General features: G+C 43.1%; 14 protein-coding genes. 13 read left to right on the forward strand and 1 reads right to left on the reverse strand.

Annotation, left to right across the window (positions count from 1 at the left end; translation table 11 throughout):
• Window positions 1-62 precede the first annotated feature (62 nt).
• Together CXF58_RS12370 and CXF58_RS12375 are read left to right on the forward strand one after the other, a co-directional pair.
• On the forward strand, window positions 63-452 hold the full coding sequence (locus CXF58_RS12370) for a hypothetical protein (protein ID WP_228706609.1): 390 nt from the start codon (window positions 63-65) through the stop codon (window positions 450-452).
• A 92-nt stretch (window positions 453-544) separates the two neighbouring features.
• Complete coding sequence (locus CXF58_RS12375) at window positions 545-805, forward strand: hypothetical protein (RefSeq protein ID WP_102077668.1); 261 nt, start codon at window positions 545-547, stop codon at window positions 803-805.
• Between the two features lie 162 nt (window positions 806-967).
• Here the strand turns inward: CXF58_RS12375 and CXF58_RS12380 are convergent, their stop codons facing one another.
• Window positions 968-1681, reverse strand: a complete 714-nt coding sequence (locus CXF58_RS12380) for a MiaE family protein (protein WP_228706610.1) — start codon at window positions 1679-1681, stop codon at window positions 968-970.
• Window positions 1682-2253: 572 nt separating this feature from the next.
• On the opposite strand from CXF58_RS12380, the gene CXF58_RS12385 reads away from it, so the two are divergent.
• From CXF58_RS12385 to ispD, 11 genes are all read left to right on the forward strand, one after another.
• A complete protein-coding gene (locus CXF58_RS12385; RefSeq protein WP_102077669.1) occupies window positions 2254-4458 on the forward strand; it encodes a malate synthase G in 2205 nt (734 codons plus the stop codon).
• A gap of 526 nt (window positions 4459-4984) precedes the next feature.
• Window positions 4985-6094, forward strand: a complete 1110-nt coding sequence (locus tag CXF58_RS12390; RefSeq protein ID WP_102077670.1) for a porin — start codon at window positions 4985-4987, stop codon at window positions 6092-6094.
• 299 nt (window positions 6095-6393) lie between these two features.
• Window positions 6394-7431 (forward strand): porin, encoded by a 1038-nt coding sequence (locus CXF58_RS12395; protein WP_102077671.1) that lies wholly within the window; start codon window positions 6394-6396, stop codon window positions 7429-7431.
• A 230-nt stretch (window positions 7432-7661) separates the two neighbouring features.
• Window positions 7662-9296, forward strand: a complete 1635-nt coding sequence (locus CXF58_RS12400; protein ID WP_102077672.1) for a CTP synthase — start codon at window positions 7662-7664, stop codon at window positions 9294-9296.
• Between the two features lie 247 nt (window positions 9297-9543).
• Window positions 9544-10419, forward strand: coding sequence for a 3-deoxy-8-phosphooctulonate synthase (kdsA, locus tag CXF58_RS12405; protein WP_068407128.1), 876 nt, complete (start codon window positions 9544-9546; stop codon window positions 10417-10419).
• 27 nt (window positions 10420-10446) lie between these two features.
• A complete protein-coding gene (locus CXF58_RS12410) occupies window positions 10447-10701 on the forward strand; it encodes a hypothetical protein (protein WP_068407125.1) in 255 nt (84 codons plus the stop codon).
• 272 nt (window positions 10702-10973) lie between these two features.
• A complete protein-coding gene (locus tag CXF58_RS12415; protein WP_068407122.1) occupies window positions 10974-11198 on the forward strand; it encodes a heavy-metal-associated domain-containing protein in 225 nt (74 codons plus the stop codon).
• Between the two features lie 313 nt (window positions 11199-11511).
• Window positions 11512-13860: a heavy metal translocating P-type ATPase gene (locus CXF58_RS12420; protein WP_102077673.1), complete on the forward strand. Its 2349-nt coding sequence runs from the start codon at window positions 11512-11514 to the stop codon at window positions 13858-13860.
• Between the two features lie 331 nt (window positions 13861-14191).
• A complete protein-coding gene (gene eno / locus CXF58_RS12425) occupies window positions 14192-15508 on the forward strand; it encodes a phosphopyruvate hydratase (protein ID WP_102077674.1) in 1317 nt (438 codons plus the stop codon).
• A gap of 134 nt (window positions 15509-15642) precedes the next feature.
• A complete protein-coding gene (locus CXF58_RS12430; RefSeq protein ID WP_068407112.1) occupies window positions 15643-15951 on the forward strand; it encodes an FtsB family cell division protein in 309 nt (102 codons plus the stop codon).
• A gap of 115 nt (window positions 15952-16066) precedes the next feature.
• Window positions 16067-16858, forward strand: a complete 792-nt coding sequence (gene ispD / locus CXF58_RS12435; protein ID WP_228706611.1) for a 2-C-methyl-D-erythritol 4-phosphate cytidylyltransferase — start codon at window positions 16067-16069, stop codon at window positions 16856-16858.
• Window positions 16859-16900: the final 42 nt, after the last annotated feature.

The raw sequence follows: 16900 nt of genomic DNA on the forward strand, positions 1-16900 counted from the left end.
AGAACGATAAGCGAATTTACCATAACGATAAAAATAATAATTTAAAAAACAATAAGGACATTATGATGCAAGCCAAAGATATGCCAACCAAAGATCCTGAATTAACCAAAACTCGTATTCAGGAGACTGATATTCGAGAAACCGCTATTACAGAGAATGAGGTTCATTCATCTGTTGCTCATGATGAAATCGAAGACAATACTAGAGTCAATAAAGGTACCGATACCTTTAAAGAAGGTGTGATAGAAACAGAGCATGTAAACAAAAATGACAATCCTGCGCGTCAGCCAGATCGCCGCGATCAAGAAGGTAATGCTTTCGATGAAGGGGTAAATGAGCATACTATCATGCCTGAAGCGGCTAAAAGTACCGATATAAACGATTTAAATCGCTATGCCAATATTGATAATGCGCAAACACGCGTACTAAATCCTGACGAAAAAGATTTCTAATAGTTAAGATGAAAGGTGTTTAGCGTGGCTAAGAGTGCTAGCAAATATAGATAGCTATTTTTTATATGCTTATAATTATAAAGAGAAGGCCTATGACTATACAAAACGACAAGAACGTTAATGCTACGGACGTTAATGATAAGGATGTTGATGTGCATCAGCAAAAGCTGAATCATCCAGAAAATAACTCTAATCTAAAAGATGCCGATGATAATAACGGCATTGTACCTGACGATGCCCTGCAAAAGGTCAATCCGGCAGAAGCAGAACGGTTGACGGATGACCACGATCCGCATCATGTGGTAAAAAATCACAAACAATATGATACTTCGATAACCGAAAGCGATAAATAATGGCTTTCAGGACAATAAAAGATTGAATAATATAAGAACTTGACAGTTTGTAATGTTGTTTTAGATTGCAGTATTTAAAAGGTTTAATTATTAGTGAGGTTTTATACGCTAACGGTTAAACCTTTTTTATTTCAGGTGAAAATTAATAAGATGCTTAGTTAATTAAGCAGGGTTACCACTATGAAAGCGTAGCTCGCTATCTGGACTTGATATCAGCTCTGCTTCAACTTCTTTAAAAAAGGCGACACGTTCGTCAATATTATCTTCAGCTAAAGACTGCGCCAATGCCAAATAATCTTCAAAATGGCGACTTTCTGATTTAAGTAAGTAGCGATAGTACTTCGCCAATCGTTCATCATTAATGACTTCTGCCAATGTGGCAAAACGCTCGCAAGAACGTGCCTCGATAAATGCCCCAATAATTAAGACATCTACCATCGCCGCTGGCTCGTAAGTGCGTTTATGCTTGAGCATGCCTTTGGCATAACGTCCAGCGCTCAGATATTTCCATGCTTGCCCGCGCTCATTCATGATGCCGAGCACTTGCTCATAATGCAGCATCTCCTCGCGTATCAATTGTGCCAATTTGCGCTGTAAGTCATAAGAAAACTCATAACGAAAGATTAAATTCATCGCCGTACCAGCCGCTTTTTTTTCGCAGTTGGCATGGTCTTGAATGATTAACGGCAAATCCGCAAGGGCAGCATCGACCCAAGCCTGCGTGGTACGTGCGCCTAAAAATTCATAAATAGGCGATAGGTCTACTTTTAGTGGCGTTCTTAATTGCGCGATATCGACACTGTCTTCTTGAGAGCTGTCTTCGTCAGCGTCATTATTTTGGGTTAGCGTTGCAAGTTCTTGGGTAGTAATAGTCATAGTTTTTCGGACTTTTTAAAGAGTAGATGTAAGGCAGTATTTATTAAACAATAATAAAAAGGCTTAAGAGTGAGAGCTATTATAACGACTATAACGGCAAATATTTTTAATGGCGCTTGGCATTTCTGGCATGATGGATAATCAGGCAAGCTTGGTACTTTTAAATGCTTTGGCTTAACAGATAACTATTAAGCATAATTTGATATAGTAATGATTACTCAAGGTTTATACCTCATTTCAATTCTAGCGCCTAAGCAGACTATTGACCGCACCTAAAGCCATATGGCTTATAGGATATCATTTATAGACAGCCTAAGTATTTACTTAGTGAATGGTCTTTCCTTGTTTATTTCATTATTTGATAGTAGGATGAGATTTTGCTTTTAGAATATCTTGTCTTACTATTATTATCAGTTAATAGCTAGCCAATCGGTATTATATCAACTATCCATGCCAGCGCAAAAAGTAACGCTTAGCGCCCTAGCATTGGCTTTGCACTGCTCTAAATAGTAGCAATATAGATAATAGCAATCCGGGATTAACACACTTCACGAACAGATAAGGATAACAATATGAGCCAGTCTTCTAACGCCAATCGTATTCAAAAAGGCATTCTTGCCATCGATAAGCAGATGTTCGATTTTATTGAAAACGAAGTGCTGCCGAAAGTCGGTGTTGATTCAGACAGCTATTGGTCAGGTTTTGAAAAGGTTATTAAAGAATTTACGCCGCGCAATAAAGCGCTGCTCGCGACCCGTGCCAAAATTCAGCAGCAAATTGACCAGTGGCATCTCGACAATCCTGCCAAAAATGGCGATATTGATTACCCAGCTTATAAAGCGTTTTTACAAGAAATCGGCTACTTATTACCAGAAGGTGATGATTTCAAAGTCAGCACCCAAAACGTCGATGATGAGATTGCCCATATCGCAGGCCCGCAGTTGGTGGTGCCAGTCCGTAACGCGCGCTATGCATTGAACGCAACTAACGCTCGTTGGGGCAGCTTGTACGACGCCTTGTACGGCACAGACGTCATCAGCGATGAAAATGGTCAAGAAGCCAAAGGTGGCTATAACCCAACGCGCGGCGCCGCTGTCGTCGCCTATGCCAAAAAATTCTTAGATGAAAGCTTTGCATTAGCATCAGGCTCATACACTGATGCTACTGGCTTTAAAGTTGTCGATGGCAAGCTTGAAGTCGTACAAGGCGATAGCAGTACTGAATTAAAAGATGCCGCTCAGTTTGCAGGCTTTGTCGGCGAGGCTGAAAGCCCAACTGGTATTTTGTTAAAAAACAACAACCTACATGCTGAAATCCAAATCGATGGCAGCCATCCAGTGGGTAAAGACGACCCAGCTAACATTAAAGACGTATTACTTGAATCTGCTATCACGGCGATTCAAGATTGCGAAGACTCAATCGCTGCCGTTGATGCCGAAGAAAAAGTAGAAGTGTATCGTAACTGGTTTGGTTTGATGAATGGCGACTTGCAAGAAACCTTTGAAAAAGGCGGCAAAACTCGTACGCGTAAACAAAATCCAGACCGCGAATACACCACGCCAGATGGCGGCGCACTTATCTTACCAGGTCGCTCGCTACTATTGATTCGTAACGTTGGTCACTTAATGCAAAACCCGGCTATCTTGGTTGATTTGGGTAACGGTCAAGAAGAGATTTTTGAAGGCTTAATGGATGGTTTGATTACTCCGCTATTGTCTTTAAATGATTTAAAAGGTAAAAACGAGCTATCAAACTCGCGCAAGGGCTCGATGTATATCGTTAAGCCAAAAATGCACAGCCCTGAAGAAGTCAAAATGGCGAACGATTTGTTTAACGCCGCCGAAGATTTGTTAGGCTTAGAGCGTAATACCATTAAAATTGGTGTGATGGATGAAGAGCGCCGTATGACGGTTAACCTCAAAGAAGCTATTCGCCAAGCAAAAGAGCGCGTTATCTTTATCAATACGGGCTTCTTAGACCGTACGGGTGATGAGATGCACACCAGTATGAACGCCGGACCCTTTGTCCGTAAAGGCGATATGAAATCGCAAGCATGGCAGCCAGCTTATGAGCAGTGGAACGTCGATATCGGTTTAGAGACCGGTCTACAAGGCCACGCTCAAATTGGTAAAGGCATGTGGGCGAAGCCTGATGAGATGAAAGAGATGATGGAAAGCAAAATCACCCATCCACAAGCAGGCGCTAGCACAGCTTGGGTTCCATCCCCAACGGGCGCTACTTTGCACAGCATGCATTACCATGAGGTCAATGTTGCCGATGTACAAGATAGCCTAAAATCCCGTGAGCGTGCCAGCTTAGATGATATCTTGACCATTCCATTGGCCAAAGATACCAACTGGACAGAAGAAGAAAAGCAGCAAGAACTTGATAATAACGCTCAAGGTATCCTAGGTTATGTCGTACGCTGGGTAAACCAAGGCGTTGGCTGTTCTAAAGTACCAGATATCAATGATGTAGGTCTAATGGAAGACCGTGCAACCTTGCGTATCTCAAGTCAGCATATCGCTAACTGGTTGCATCACGGCGTGGTAAGCGAAGAACAAGTCATGGATACCATGAAGCGCATGGCAAAAGTCGTCGATGAGCAAAATGCGGGCGATAATGGCTATCAGCCAATGGCCAATAACTTTGATAATTCTTACGCCTTTAAAGCTGCTTGCGATCTAGTCTTTAAAGGTCGTGAGCAGCCAAGTGGTTACACTGAGCCATTATTGCATCAAGCGCGTTTAGACTTAAAAGCCAATACGCATTGCTAGTTCGTTATTTTTAAACGTTATTTTGGGGCTACTTACCCATGGTTGAGTAGTCCTTTAATACTTAGTATTGCTCAAGCATACTTAAAGCGATATTTTTACGTCGATTATTTATAGAAGTTACCCCTATTTGCCAATGGCAAGTAGGGGTATTTTTTTGTTTTTATCTGAACAATCGTTAAACCTTAGATTAAATATGGGTTTTAGAATTTTTCGTCATCAAAGACTTAAAAATATGTTGCAAATTATGTCAAAGTTGTTATGCTTATACTCGAAGTATGAGTTTGGTAACGGATGTTACGCAGTAGGACGCATAAGACTTAAGTTTACATGGCAGTTACGTTGTTTAATCCCAGTCATGTGAGTCATGGTTTTTTATCTTACGGTAATAGAACTTCGCCACACTTGTTTCTGACCAATCTCGGTAGCCAGTTACACATTATATCTTTGAGGATTTGTGACGATACCAATATGGGCGCCAGCTAATAATAGCTTGCTCATTACTAAAATTGTAAAGTGGAGATACCCCATGAAAAAACTACTTTTAGCGACAGCAATCGCCGCCCTATCTGTATCTGCAGCACAGGCAGCACCTACCGTTTATGGTAAAGTATTCGTTACTACTGATTACGTTAATGCTGAAATTGATGGTCAGAATATGGATAATAATAACAGAATTAATGAAGACAACGGTTCATTACAAGTTAATTCTAATATTTCACGTTTAGGCTTCAGAGGCTCTGAAGCGATAACGGCCAACACTGACGTAATTTACCAATTAGAGTACGGCGTTAAAGTTGATGATAGTGGTAGCGATAACATTGGCTTCAAAAGTCGTGATACTTATTTAGGTTTAAAAAATAAAGACTTCGGTGAATTCCGCTTTGGTCGTAACTACACAGTCATTGACTATATCAATAACGTATCAGTTAATGAAGGTTATTGGGATAATCTTGGCTCTAGTACTCTGAACAACAACGACAGCTTTGCTAATATTTTGACCCCGACCGTTGGTAACCGTATCAATAATTCAATCGTTTGGAAAGCGCCTAAATACAATGACCTACCATTAGCGCTTGCGCTGATGTATGGTGCTGATGAAGACTTTATATCTGAGAGTGATCGTGACGCAGGCTATGGTGCCTCATTGATGTTTGATCCAGGTACAGGCATTACCGCTGGTATTGCTTATGAGCAAGACATGAGTGTTAGTGGTGATATTATCCGTGGCAGTGCTAGCGTCGATTTAGGTAAATATATCGCAGCTCCTGTAAAGTTAGGCGTTCTATATCAAGAAGCTGACTATGCCGGTACTACTACTGCAACAGAGGACGGTTTAGTGGTGAGTGCTGAAATGGGTCTTTCGAATTTTGCCCGTCCAGCCTCTGTTTATATTCAGTATGACAAAACCGACAATATCAGTGGTCTTGAGAATAATGACTCAAATCAAGTCGTTGTAGGTGGCAAATATGCGTTTAAAAATAATATGATCGCTCATGCCTATGCTGGTCTAAATTCAGCGGAATTAAACAATGGTCGTTTTGGTTCGAGAGACGAAGACGGCAATGTTAATGAAATCGACTTACGTGGTGATATTGATGTACTCGCTATCGGTGGCGGTCTAGAATACTTATTCTAATCTAAACATTAGAATCTAAATAAAAAACTCATCCTTCGGGGTGGGTTTTTTTGTTTTGTAATCAATACTGTGTCTTGAACAACAGCGTGTCTTAAATAACAGAATCCGTAAAATTAATAATAACATTTGTGTAAATTTTGGTTTTTTCACCTTACTGTAATATTTGGTTGGTAAAGTTGTGTCTAAGTAATGCTTCTAGCTCATATATATAAATGTTCTATAGGGTAGTCACCCTGCTATTATATATATCGGCCAATCTTAGCCAATTTATCACTCAAATCGTAAAGTGGAGATACCCCATGAAAAAACTACTTTTAGCGACAGCAATCGCCGCCCTATCTGTATCTGCAGCCAACGCCGCCCCAACTGTTTATGGTAAAGCATTCTTAGCAGCTGACTATGTTAATGCTGAATTTGATGGTCCTGCTGGCAACATGTATGATGAAGACACAATAGAAATCAATTCTCATTCTTCACGTATCGGTTTTAAAGGCTCTGAAGCCATGACGGCTAACACTGATGTTATCTATCAGCTAGAGTATGGCACAAGCATTGATGGTGATAGCAATGGCTTTAAAAACCGCGATACATTCCTAGGTGTAAACAACAAGCAATTTGGTGAGTTCCGTGTTGGTCGTAACCAATCATCATTAGATCGTATCAATAACGTTGCTACTGCTGATGGCGGCTACTGGAATTACCTAGGTAGTAAAGCTAGTAAAGATAATATGGTAGAAAGTGGTCGTATTGATAACTCAATGATCTGGACTGCTCCTAAGTATCAAGGTCTTCCATTACAGTTGTCAGCAATGTATGCTGCTGATGAAGATGACAATAGTGGTGATGGTTTTGGTGTTGCTGCTATGTTTGACCAAGGTACTGGCTTCACCGCTGGTGTTGCTTATGATAAAGACTTAAACCTTGGTAATGGTGGCTATAATCAAACTGGTGATATTATCCGTGGTACTGCTACTGTAGATTTGTCTAAGTTTGCTGCTGTTCCAGTAACATTAGGTGCTTTATACCAAGTAGCTGACTTTGATTTTGCTGATAGCGAAAAAGAGAAAGGTTTTGTTCTAAGCGCGGCTATGGGTTTACAGAATTTTGCTAAACCAGCTACTGTTTACGCTCAGTATAACAACACTTCAAACCTACGTGGTTTTGATGGTATAGATTCTGATCAAATCGTTGTTGGTGGCAAATACTTCTACCAACCAAATATGATCGTGCATGCATATGCGGGTCAAAATGATAGTGATCGTGATGTTAGATTTGACGGCGTTCGTGGCGATACTAAAACACTAGCTATCGGTACTGGTCTAGAATACAAATTCTAATCTAAACATTAGAAAACGTATTATAAAAAACTCATCCTTCGGGGTGAGTTTTTTTGTTGTGACCTTTTTAAAGCCGCAGTGGGTTATAATAGCTACGTATTTACGATGATTACGCACTTATGACAATTAAGCGTTAAAAACTGAGTGTTTTAAAGAGTTTGCGCTTTTGCCCTATATTTTGTAGCGTATTTTTAGTAAAATCCTTCTTTACCAATTACCGACAGAGTACTATGACCAAGTTTATATTTGTGACCGGTGGGGTAGTGTCCTCACTAGGAAAAGGTATTACCGCAGCCTCTCTTGCCGCAGTCCTTGAAGCACGTGGCGTGAGCGTGACGATGACCAAAATGGATCCGTATATCAACGTCGATCCAGGTACGATGAGTCCGTTCCAGCATGGCGAAGTGTTCGTCACCGAAGATGGCGCTGAGACCGATTTGGACTTGGGCTATTATGAGCGCTTCTTACGCCACTCTAAGATGAGTAAGAGCAACAACTTCACCAGTGGTCGTATCTATCAAAACGTTTTGAATAAAGAGCGCCGCGGTGAATATTTGGGTGGTACGGTACAGGTGATTCCGCATATCACTGATGAAATCAAAAGTAAAATTCTTGCCAGTGGCGAAGGCTATGATATCGCCATTATCGAGATTGGCGGTACGGTCGGTGATATCGAGTCACTTCCTTTTATGGAAGCGGTACGCCAAATGCAAGTAGAGCTTGGACGCAATCGCGCCATGCTGATGCATTTAACACTAGTGCCTTATATTGCCAGCGCGGGCGAAACCAAAACCAAGCCTACTCAGCATTCAGTAAAAGAGCTACGTTCTATCGGTCTGCAGCCAGATATCTTAATCTGCCGCTCTGACCACCATATCTCACAAGACAATCGCCGCAAGATTGCGTTATTTACCAACGTCGAAGAGCGCGCAGTCATCATGTGTGAAGATGCGCAAAGTATTTATCAAATACCGCGTACCTTGCATGAGCAAGATCTTGATGATTTAATCTGTGAGCGCTTTGGTCTTGATGTACCAGAAGCGGATTTAAGCGATTGGGATAAAGTCGTCGAAGCTCAGCTCAACCCTGAAGCGACGGTGACGGTAGCGATGGTAGGTAAATATGTTGAATTGCCAGATGCTTATAAGTCTATCAACGAAGCTTTGTTACACGCTGGTATCACTCATAAAGCCGACGTCAAAATCGACTACATCGACGCTGAGCTGTTAGAAACCGATGATGCTTTATTTGCTCGTCTAAACGATGCCGATGCTATTTTAGTACCGGGCGGTTTTGGTGAGCGCGGTACCAATGGCAAAATGAAAGCCATTACTTACGCGCGCGAAAATAACGTACCGTATCTTGGTATCTGTCTTGGTATGCAGCTAGCGGTGATTGAATATGCACGTAATGTGCTACATATCGATGCCAATTCCTCTGAGTTCCATCGTACCGCGGCCGAGCCTATCATCGGTTTGATTACCGAGTGGTTGGATGAGCGCGGCGAATTGCAGATTCGTAGCGATGATTCAGACCTCGGGGGCACCATGCGTTTAGGCGCGCAGCAAGCGGAACTGGTGGCGGGTAGTAAGCTTGCGCAAATCTATGGTTCAACCAATATCACTGAGCGTCATCGCCATCGTTATGAGATGAATAATCGCTATATCGAGCCATTAGAGCAAGCAGGTATGACGATATCAGGCTATTCTGCCAAGCAGCATTTGGTTGAGTCGGTTGAGATTCCTAACCATCCTTGGTTTGTCGCCGTACAGTTCCATCCTGAATTTACCAGCTCGCCACGCGGTGGTCATCCACTGTTTAACAGCTTTGTTAAAGCAGCAAGAAACTATAGTGATAATAAATAGTCGTTATCGCACAGCAGCTTAATAACTATAAAAAAGACTGATCTTCGGATGGGTCTTTTTTTTTGGCTTTAATTCAGACTTTTCTAATGACATTTTTTATAGGTACAGCTTTTATATCAGGCAGTTAAAATTATCAATTACGCTTGGATACTTTTTTTCATTGAGCTATCGGTTACAATAGGAAAAGTCAGATGAATAAACGTTGTTGATAACGACAGTAAATAACAATAATGAGGGTCAGCACTTCATGGAACATTTATTAACCGCACAATCACATATCAAGCTCGATACGCCAAGTGGCAAGACGATTAATATCGGTAACGACCAGCCGTTTGTCTTATTCGGTGGTATGAATGTTTTAGAGTCCAAAGAATTGGCGTTTGAGATTGCCGAGCAGTATGTGGATATCTGTCAGCGTTTGGGCATTGGCTATGTCTTTAAAGCCAGCTTTGATAAAGCCAACCGTTCAAGCTTACATTCATATCGCGGGCCGGGTCTAGAGCAGGGTATCGATTGGCTAGGGCAAATTAAAGAAAAGTTCCAAGTGCCGATTATCACGGATGTGCATGAACCTTATCAAGCAGCGCCGGTCGCTGAAGTTGCCGACATTATCCAGCTACCAGCGTTTTTATCGCGTCAGACTGACTTGGTGCACGCGATGGCAAAAACTGATGCGATTATTAATATCAAAAAGGCGCAGTTTTTAGCACCGCACGAAATGCGCCATATTGTCAATAAATGCCTTGAGGGCGGTAACGATAAGCTGATTTTGTGTGAGCGCGGTAGTGCCTTTGGCTATAACAATTTGGTCGTCGATATGCTGGGTTTTGATACCATGAAGCAGATGAATATCCCCGTGTTTTTTGATGTGACGCACAGTTTGCAGCAGCCGGGAGCGCGTAGTGACAGTGCTGGTGGTCGCCGTGAGCAAATCACCACCCTTGCTCGTGCAGGTATGGCGACAGGTTTGGCAGGTTTGTTTTTAGAGGCGCATCCAAACCCAGAAGTGGCGAAATGCGATGGCCCGTGTGCGTTGCGAACCAGTCAATTAGAGCCGTTTTTGCGTCAGCTTAAGCAGATTGATGAGTTGGTCAAAGGCTTTGAGGTATTGGATACGCATTAATGCTATAAACGACGAGGGGATAAGATCATGGCGATTAAAGTTGCACAAGTCAGTATCGAGAATATCGATGATACCGAAGGGTTTGAGAGCGTAATGACGGCGCTAAAAAACATTACCGGTGTCACAGAGATTGAGCTACAGCCTGAAAACAGAATGGCATTTATCCATTATGATGATACCAAAACGACGGTGCATGCGTTTGTTGCAGCAATTAGCATGGTCGATTACGTGACTCAACCGTTTCCTATCGATGCCCCGCAAAACCCGCGTTATCATGATTAACGTTTAGTGAGTGACTATTTACTGCGGTATTTTTAACGCTTGATAGTTTCATAAGCCATGTTTATACAAATTTCGTTTTTATAAAAATATTTGAAGCAACAACGCTTTAATAAACTTACAACCAAACGGACTTGTTGTTAACAGTAATACGGCTTATGCTAGTTGCATGCTGTATTGGTAATTAAGCGCATAAAGAGCATTATCAAAACAGTTTTTGCACATTATAAAAAATTCACTAATAAAAAATCCGTTATAAGAATAAGGAGCCTCTCATGGCAAACCAAACTAGAATTATTAATATCGATGGCATGACTTGTGGTGGTTGTGTGGCAAGCGTACATAAAGCGACTGACGGCATAGACGGCGTAGAGACAATCTCTGTTGATTTGGCTGATAATTTAGCGACCGTGACCTTTGATGACACTAAGACCACTATCGAGGAGATAGCAACTGCTATCGATGATGCAGGTTTCGATGCCACCGTTGCTAACTCTTAAGATTATTTGTATTTATAAAAGAACCGGCTCTCATGGCTGGTTTTTTTAATGGCTAAAAAATAACGAGGCAGCAATAACTAATGTCTTTTCATTTATACGCCAATAGCTCTTGATGAGTTGCAAGCATAGAAAAAGTTGAATTACCGCCAATCATAACCATTTAGTATTTATCATCAGTAGGTTTAGAAAAGGGCTATTCAAATACGCTTTCGTCTAACACCTTTATCAAGCTATTGAGCTTTTTTTCCGCGCAAACGAATGCCTAAATATCTAAACGCTATCACGCGCTTTAACGCAATAACGAGTTCTCTCTATGAATGACGCTACCCGTACCGCTAACAATGACCCCTATGAAGTTGAGACTGATATCCAGTCAAATACGCCGCTTGCGCCCAAGCGTGCGCACCTGCAACTGGCGATTGAGGGGATGACATGTCAGGCTTGTGCGTCTCGCATCGAAAAAGTCCTTAATAAGAAGCCGGCGGTCTATGAAGTCAATGTCAACTTCGCTGGTGAGACGGCTAACGTCGATTATGATCCAGCGCAAACCACGCCTGAGCAAGTGACAGAATGGGTTAATAAAACTGGTTTTGTGGCCAATTTGCAGGCCGCTGATAGTTTGTTTGCTAAGTCGGATGAAGATACCGCAACTGTTTATCCATGGCGCCTGATTGCGCTGTGGGTTTGTTTGCTACCGTTCTTGGTTGGTATGGCAGGCATGCTCGTTGGGCAAGGTATGGCGTGGATGCCGCCTGTTTGGATTCAGTTTATCTTAGCGACCATTGTCCAATTTGGGCTGGCATTGCCATTTTACAAAAGCGCGTGGGCGTCTATCAAAGGTGGTCTTGCCAATATGGACGTATTGGTGGTCATTGGCACGGTAACCATTTGGGCGTATTCTACTTATTTATGGCTGACCCATGGCGATGGCACGTTAAGCAGCTTATTACAAAGCGGGCATGCAGGCGGACACGGACCAGCTGTTTATTTTGAAGCAGGGGTAATGGTTATTGCCTTTGTGCGTACGGGTAAGTATTTAGAGGAGCGCACCAAAAAGCATAGCTTAAACAGTATTGATTTATTATTATCCCTAACACCTGATGAGGTTGAGCAGCAACAGCCAAATGGTGATTTTCATAATGTCGCGCTACAAGCGGTGCAAGTAGGCGATATCCTGCGTGCCAAACAAGGCAGCCGTGTGGCAACCGATGGTGTCGTTATCAGCGGTGCTGGCTGGTGCGTTGAGAGTCATTTAACCGGCGAGTCCGTACCGCTTAAAAAAGAAGCAGGTGATGTACTGCTAGCAGGGGCGTTGGTCGAAAATGGCAGCTTACTCTATCGCGTCAGTGCGAAAGGCAGCGATACCAAGCTCGGTGATATGGTACAAGCGCTCAGCGATGCACAAGGCTCAAAGGCCAATTTAGCGCGCCTTGCTGATAGAGTAACGGCTATTTTTGTCCCTGTGGTAGTAACGATTGCCTTGGTTACTTTTGGGCTGACGTGGTGGCTAACGGGTATGGTTGATACTGCCTTAATGCATGCGGTGTCGGTGTTGGTCATTGCTTGCCCATGTGCGCTTGGGTTGGCAACGCCAGCGGCTATTATGGCCGGTATGGGTGTCGCCGCCCGTCATGGCGTTTGGTTCAAAGACGCGCAAAGCTTAGAGGCGGCAGGTAATATTGATACCGTGGTACTCGATAAAACGGGCACATTAACTATCGGTAAGCCAACCATCGTCGATCAGGTCATGGTGGATAAATCGCTTGCCGTCGATGATGTGCTGCAAATTGCCGCAAGTGTTGAGGCGCACGCCAGCCATCCATTAGCGACGGCGTTGATTAACGCGGCTAGCGAGCGTAACTTACCACTGATGACTGTCACGGATATCAGTGTCATCAAAGGTGCGGGTATACAAGCCAATATCGAAGGCTTAGGTGTGGTAAAAGTTGGTACGGCAGAGTTTGCTAATCTAACCCTGCCAAAACTGATGCCAAAAGTATGGCAAATTGCCAGTACTGTCGCCATTAGTATCAACGATGAGCCGCTAGGCGCGTTTGCCTTAGCTGACGATTTAAAAGACGACACGCCGCAGGCAATTACTGCGCTACAAGATGCGGGTATCAATGTTATATTAATGAGTGGTGATAAGCAGTCGGTTGTTGACCATGTGGCAGGGCAGTTGGGTATTGAGCAAGCGTACGGTAAAATGAGCCCACGTGATAAGGCGAGCCAAATTGCCCTATTGCAAACAGCGGGTCACAAAGTGGCGATGGCGGGCGACGGCGTCAATGATGCGCCAGCAATGGCAACCGCCGATGCCAGCTTTGCGATGTTTGAGGGTACGGATGTCGCCCAGCATAGTGCCTCTGCACGCTTGATGGGTGAGTCGCTCATGCATATTGATGCGGCGCAAAAAATTGCCAATGCAACGGTGCGCAATATCAAGCAAAATTTATTCTTTGCTTTTATCTATAATTGCCTAGGTATTCCGCTTGCCGCTTTTGGTTTTTTAAATCCTATGATTGCCGCTGCAGCAATGGCGCTGAGCTCTATTTCGGTATTGATGAATGCGCTACGTCTGACGCGTTTCAAAACCGAGGTTGAGCTAAATAACACCGTCTCTAATACTCAGACTGACAGTAAGCGTTTAACAAAAACATAAATGCCAAACCGCCTGTCATATCGTCGCTGTTAAGAGGGATTGCACCCCCTCTTTAATGGCTGATATTACAGGCGATATTTCATTTTATGGGCGCAAGTTGGGGTAAGATAAGGGAAGTTTGGCAAAATTTATGCTATGATGCCAAGCACGATAGCTGACAGTTAAAGTATTAGATGAAGCTTTAATAAGGCATGAAACCAGTCAATTATATGAATAGATATTGTTGGTTTTGCTATAAGTGCTATACGATATTTTGCTTTACCTTTTTTGTATTGTAGTTGCCGTTATTTATCCCTCAAACTTGGCATGACCATAGGAATTAACAGACATTATGTACGCTGAAGAAACCACCAACTTCGCCGCAATTATAGACATTCGCGCTCGTGAGATTTTAGACTCGCGCGGTAACCCAACGATTGAAGCTGATGTCATCTTAGCTGACGGCACAATTGGCCGTGCTGCTGCCCCAAGTGGCGCCTCAACTGGCTCACGTGAAGCGCTTGAGCTGCGTGATGGCGATCAAGATCGCTACATGGGTAAAGGCGTCAAAAAAGCCGTTGCCAATGTCAATAGCCAGATTCGTAGCGCGCTTATGGACAAAGACGTCACTGAACAGCAAGCGATTGATGACGCTATGATTGCGCTCGATGGTACAGAAAATAAAGACAACCTTGGCGCTAATGCCATGTTGGCGGTGTCTTTGGCAACGGCAAAAGCAGCTGCTAAGTCACAAAGCCTACCGTTGCATCAATATATCGCAAACTTGCGCAATCAGACATCATTGACCATGCCGGTACCGATGATGAACATCTTGAACGGTGGCGAGCACGCAGACAATACCGTTGATATCCAAGAGTTTATGATTGAGCCGGTTGGTTTCACCAGCTTCTCAGAAGCGCTGCGTGCGGGTACAGAGATTTTTCATAGCTTAAAATCTGTCCTAAAAGCACAGGGTTTAAATACTGCCGTCGGCGATGAAGGCGGCTTTGCACCAAACTTGCGTAGCAATGAAGAAGCCATCACCGTTATCATGCAAGCGATTGAGCAAGTCGGTTATAAAGCTGGCGATGATATCCATTTGGCTCTAGACTGTGCTGCCAGTGAGTTTTATAAAGATGGTCAATATATCTTGGCAGGCGAGGGTAATAAATCCTTTGATAGCCAAGGTTTTTCAGATTACCTCGTAGGCTTGACGCGTCAATATCCTATCATCTCTATCGAAGACGGTCTTGATGAGTCGGATTGGGATGGCTGGAAATACTTAACTGAACAGATTGGTGATAAAGTTCAGTTGGTTGGTGATGATTTGTTCGTGACCAACCCTGCTATTTTGCAAGAAGGCATTGATAAACACATTGCCAATGCGATTTTGATTAAGTTTAACCAAATCGGCACCTTATCAGAAACCCTGGATGCGATCTATCTGGCGAAGAAAAATGGCTATGCAACGATTATCTCGCATCGTTCAGGTGAAACGGAAGACAGCACCATTGCTGACTTAGCAGTTGGCACAGCAGCGGGACAAATTAAAACCGGCTCACTATGCCGCTCAGACCGTGTTGCAAAATACAATCAGCTACTACGTATCGAGCAACAAGTACGTGCAAGCTACCGTGGCCGTGAAGAGTTTATCGGTTTACGTGGCTAATCAGCTAAGTAGTTGAAAAGTTAGGCTTAAAGCTAAGCGCTATATTGTCATTCGCAAGATGATATAGCGCCTAATAAGTTAATCTAATTTTCGATTTTAATTATTATCCCTTTATCACTTGGCGTTAATACTTTATGAAATACTTTAGCCAATTTATCTTACTTGCTTTAGCGGTCGCTGTACTGTTAGGGCTGCAATACCAGTATTGGCTGGGTGAAAACGGTCAATTTGAGCATCATAAATTATTGACCCAGATTGAAGAACAACAGCGTTTAAATGACAATCAAGTAGCGGCAAATAACTTGCTGCGTACGGACGTTCATGATCTAAAAACCGGCCTTGAAGCGGTAGAGGAACACGCGCGTTTAGATTTAGGCTTGATTAAGCCAAATGAAACCTTTGTACAAGTATCAACAGCGCCGACAACCCATAGCCGTTATTGATTCTATCTACTCCAAAATAAACGATTACCTATAATTTTTTCTGTTTATATTTAAAGTACGATTTTTTTTAACTTCCTTGTTATCCAATCCGGTTATATCATCATGGAATCTGACCATGAGTATCAATCAAAACCACCTTATGAATACCACACCACATATACATGCCATGATTGTCGCTGCGGGTCGCGGTAGTCGTTTTGGTGCATCAATCGCCAAACAATATACCAAGCTACAAGGGCAGACCTTGTTACAACATAGCGTGGCACGGCTTGCGAGCAGTCGTTATATTGATCAGTGTTTATTGGTGATTGCAAAAGATGATCATACAGCGCAGACGCTTAATTTTGCATTGCCTATTGAATATACGAGCGGTGGAGCAGAGCGTTGGCAATCCGTGCAAGCAGGGGTAGAGGCGCTTATTAGGGCAGGTGCGCATGACTCAGACTTGGTGCTTATCCATGATGCCGCGCGTCCAGCGGTGCCTCAACAAGATATTGATAAAGTGATTAAAGCCGCGCTGCAAGAGCCGTATGGCGCTATCTTAGCGACCCCAGTTGCCGATACCCTAAAACAATCCTATACAGCGTCCTATAAGCACGCTAGCGCTGTCTCCGAAGCTATTAATAGCGCTAAAGGTGAACAGCATCCTTATGTTGAACGTACGCTTGAGCGTAGTAATATGTGGCAAGCGCAAACGCCGCAAGTCTTTCGCTTAGCTAAGCTGCGGAAAGTGTTGGCGTATGTTGAAGAGCATGACCTTGCTATCACCGATGAAGCAAGCGCGTTTGAGTACTTAGCGCTGCCAATTCGCTTGGTCGTTGGCAATCGGCAGAACATTAAACTTACCTATCCTGACGACGGTATCTTGCTTAGCGCAATTCTTAACGCCCAGTCCCAATTGTCTTAAAAGATTTTCACCACCGTCACTATTTGCATTTCTCATTCTTTC

It is taken from the genome of Psychrobacter sp. Sarcosine-02u-2 (assembly GCF_002836335.1).
Classification (GTDB): domain Bacteria; phylum Pseudomonadota; class Gammaproteobacteria; order Pseudomonadales; family Moraxellaceae; genus Psychrobacter; species Psychrobacter faecalis.

Excerpts from the sequence above, each read along its gene's own strand:
- CXF58_RS12370 (WP_228706609.1), top strand. The coding sequence starts at position 63 with ATGATGCAAGCCAAAGATATGCCAACCAAAGATCCTGAATTAACCAAA.
- CXF58_RS12375 (WP_102077668.1), top strand. The coding sequence starts at position 545 with ATGACTATACAAAACGACAAGAACGTTAATGCTACGGACGTTAATGAT.
- CXF58_RS12380 (WP_228706610.1), bottom strand. The coding sequence starts at position 1,681 with ATGACTATTACTACCCAAGAACTTGCAACGCTAACCCAAAATAATGAC.
- CXF58_RS12385 (WP_102077669.1), top strand. The coding sequence starts at position 2,254 with ATGAGCCAGTCTTCTAACGCCAATCGTATTCAAAAAGGCATTCTTGCC.
- CXF58_RS12390 (WP_102077670.1), top strand. The coding sequence starts at position 4,985 with ATGAAAAAACTACTTTTAGCGACAGCAATCGCCGCCCTATCTGTATCT.
- CXF58_RS12395 (WP_102077671.1), top strand. The coding sequence starts at position 6,394 with ATGAAAAAACTACTTTTAGCGACAGCAATCGCCGCCCTATCTGTATCT.
- CXF58_RS12400 (WP_102077672.1), top strand. The coding sequence starts at position 7,662 with ATGACCAAGTTTATATTTGTGACCGGTGGGGTAGTGTCCTCACTAGGA.
- kdsA (WP_068407128.1), top strand. The coding sequence starts at position 9,544 with ATGGAACATTTATTAACCGCACAATCACATATCAAGCTCGATACGCCA.
- CXF58_RS12410 (WP_068407125.1), top strand. The coding sequence starts at position 10,447 with ATGGCGATTAAAGTTGCACAAGTCAGTATCGAGAATATCGATGATACC.
- CXF58_RS12415 (WP_068407122.1), top strand. The coding sequence starts at position 10,974 with ATGGCAAACCAAACTAGAATTATTAATATCGATGGCATGACTTGTGGT.
- CXF58_RS12420 (WP_102077673.1), top strand. The coding sequence starts at position 11,512 with ATGAATGACGCTACCCGTACCGCTAACAATGACCCCTATGAAGTTGAG.
- eno (WP_102077674.1), top strand. The coding sequence starts at position 14,192 with ATGTACGCTGAAGAAACCACCAACTTCGCCGCAATTATAGACATTCGC.
- CXF58_RS12430 (WP_068407112.1), top strand. The coding sequence starts at position 15,643 with ATGAAATACTTTAGCCAATTTATCTTACTTGCTTTAGCGGTCGCTGTA.
- ispD (WP_228706611.1), top strand. The coding sequence starts at position 16,067 with ATGAGTATCAATCAAAACCACCTTATGAATACCACACCACATATACAT.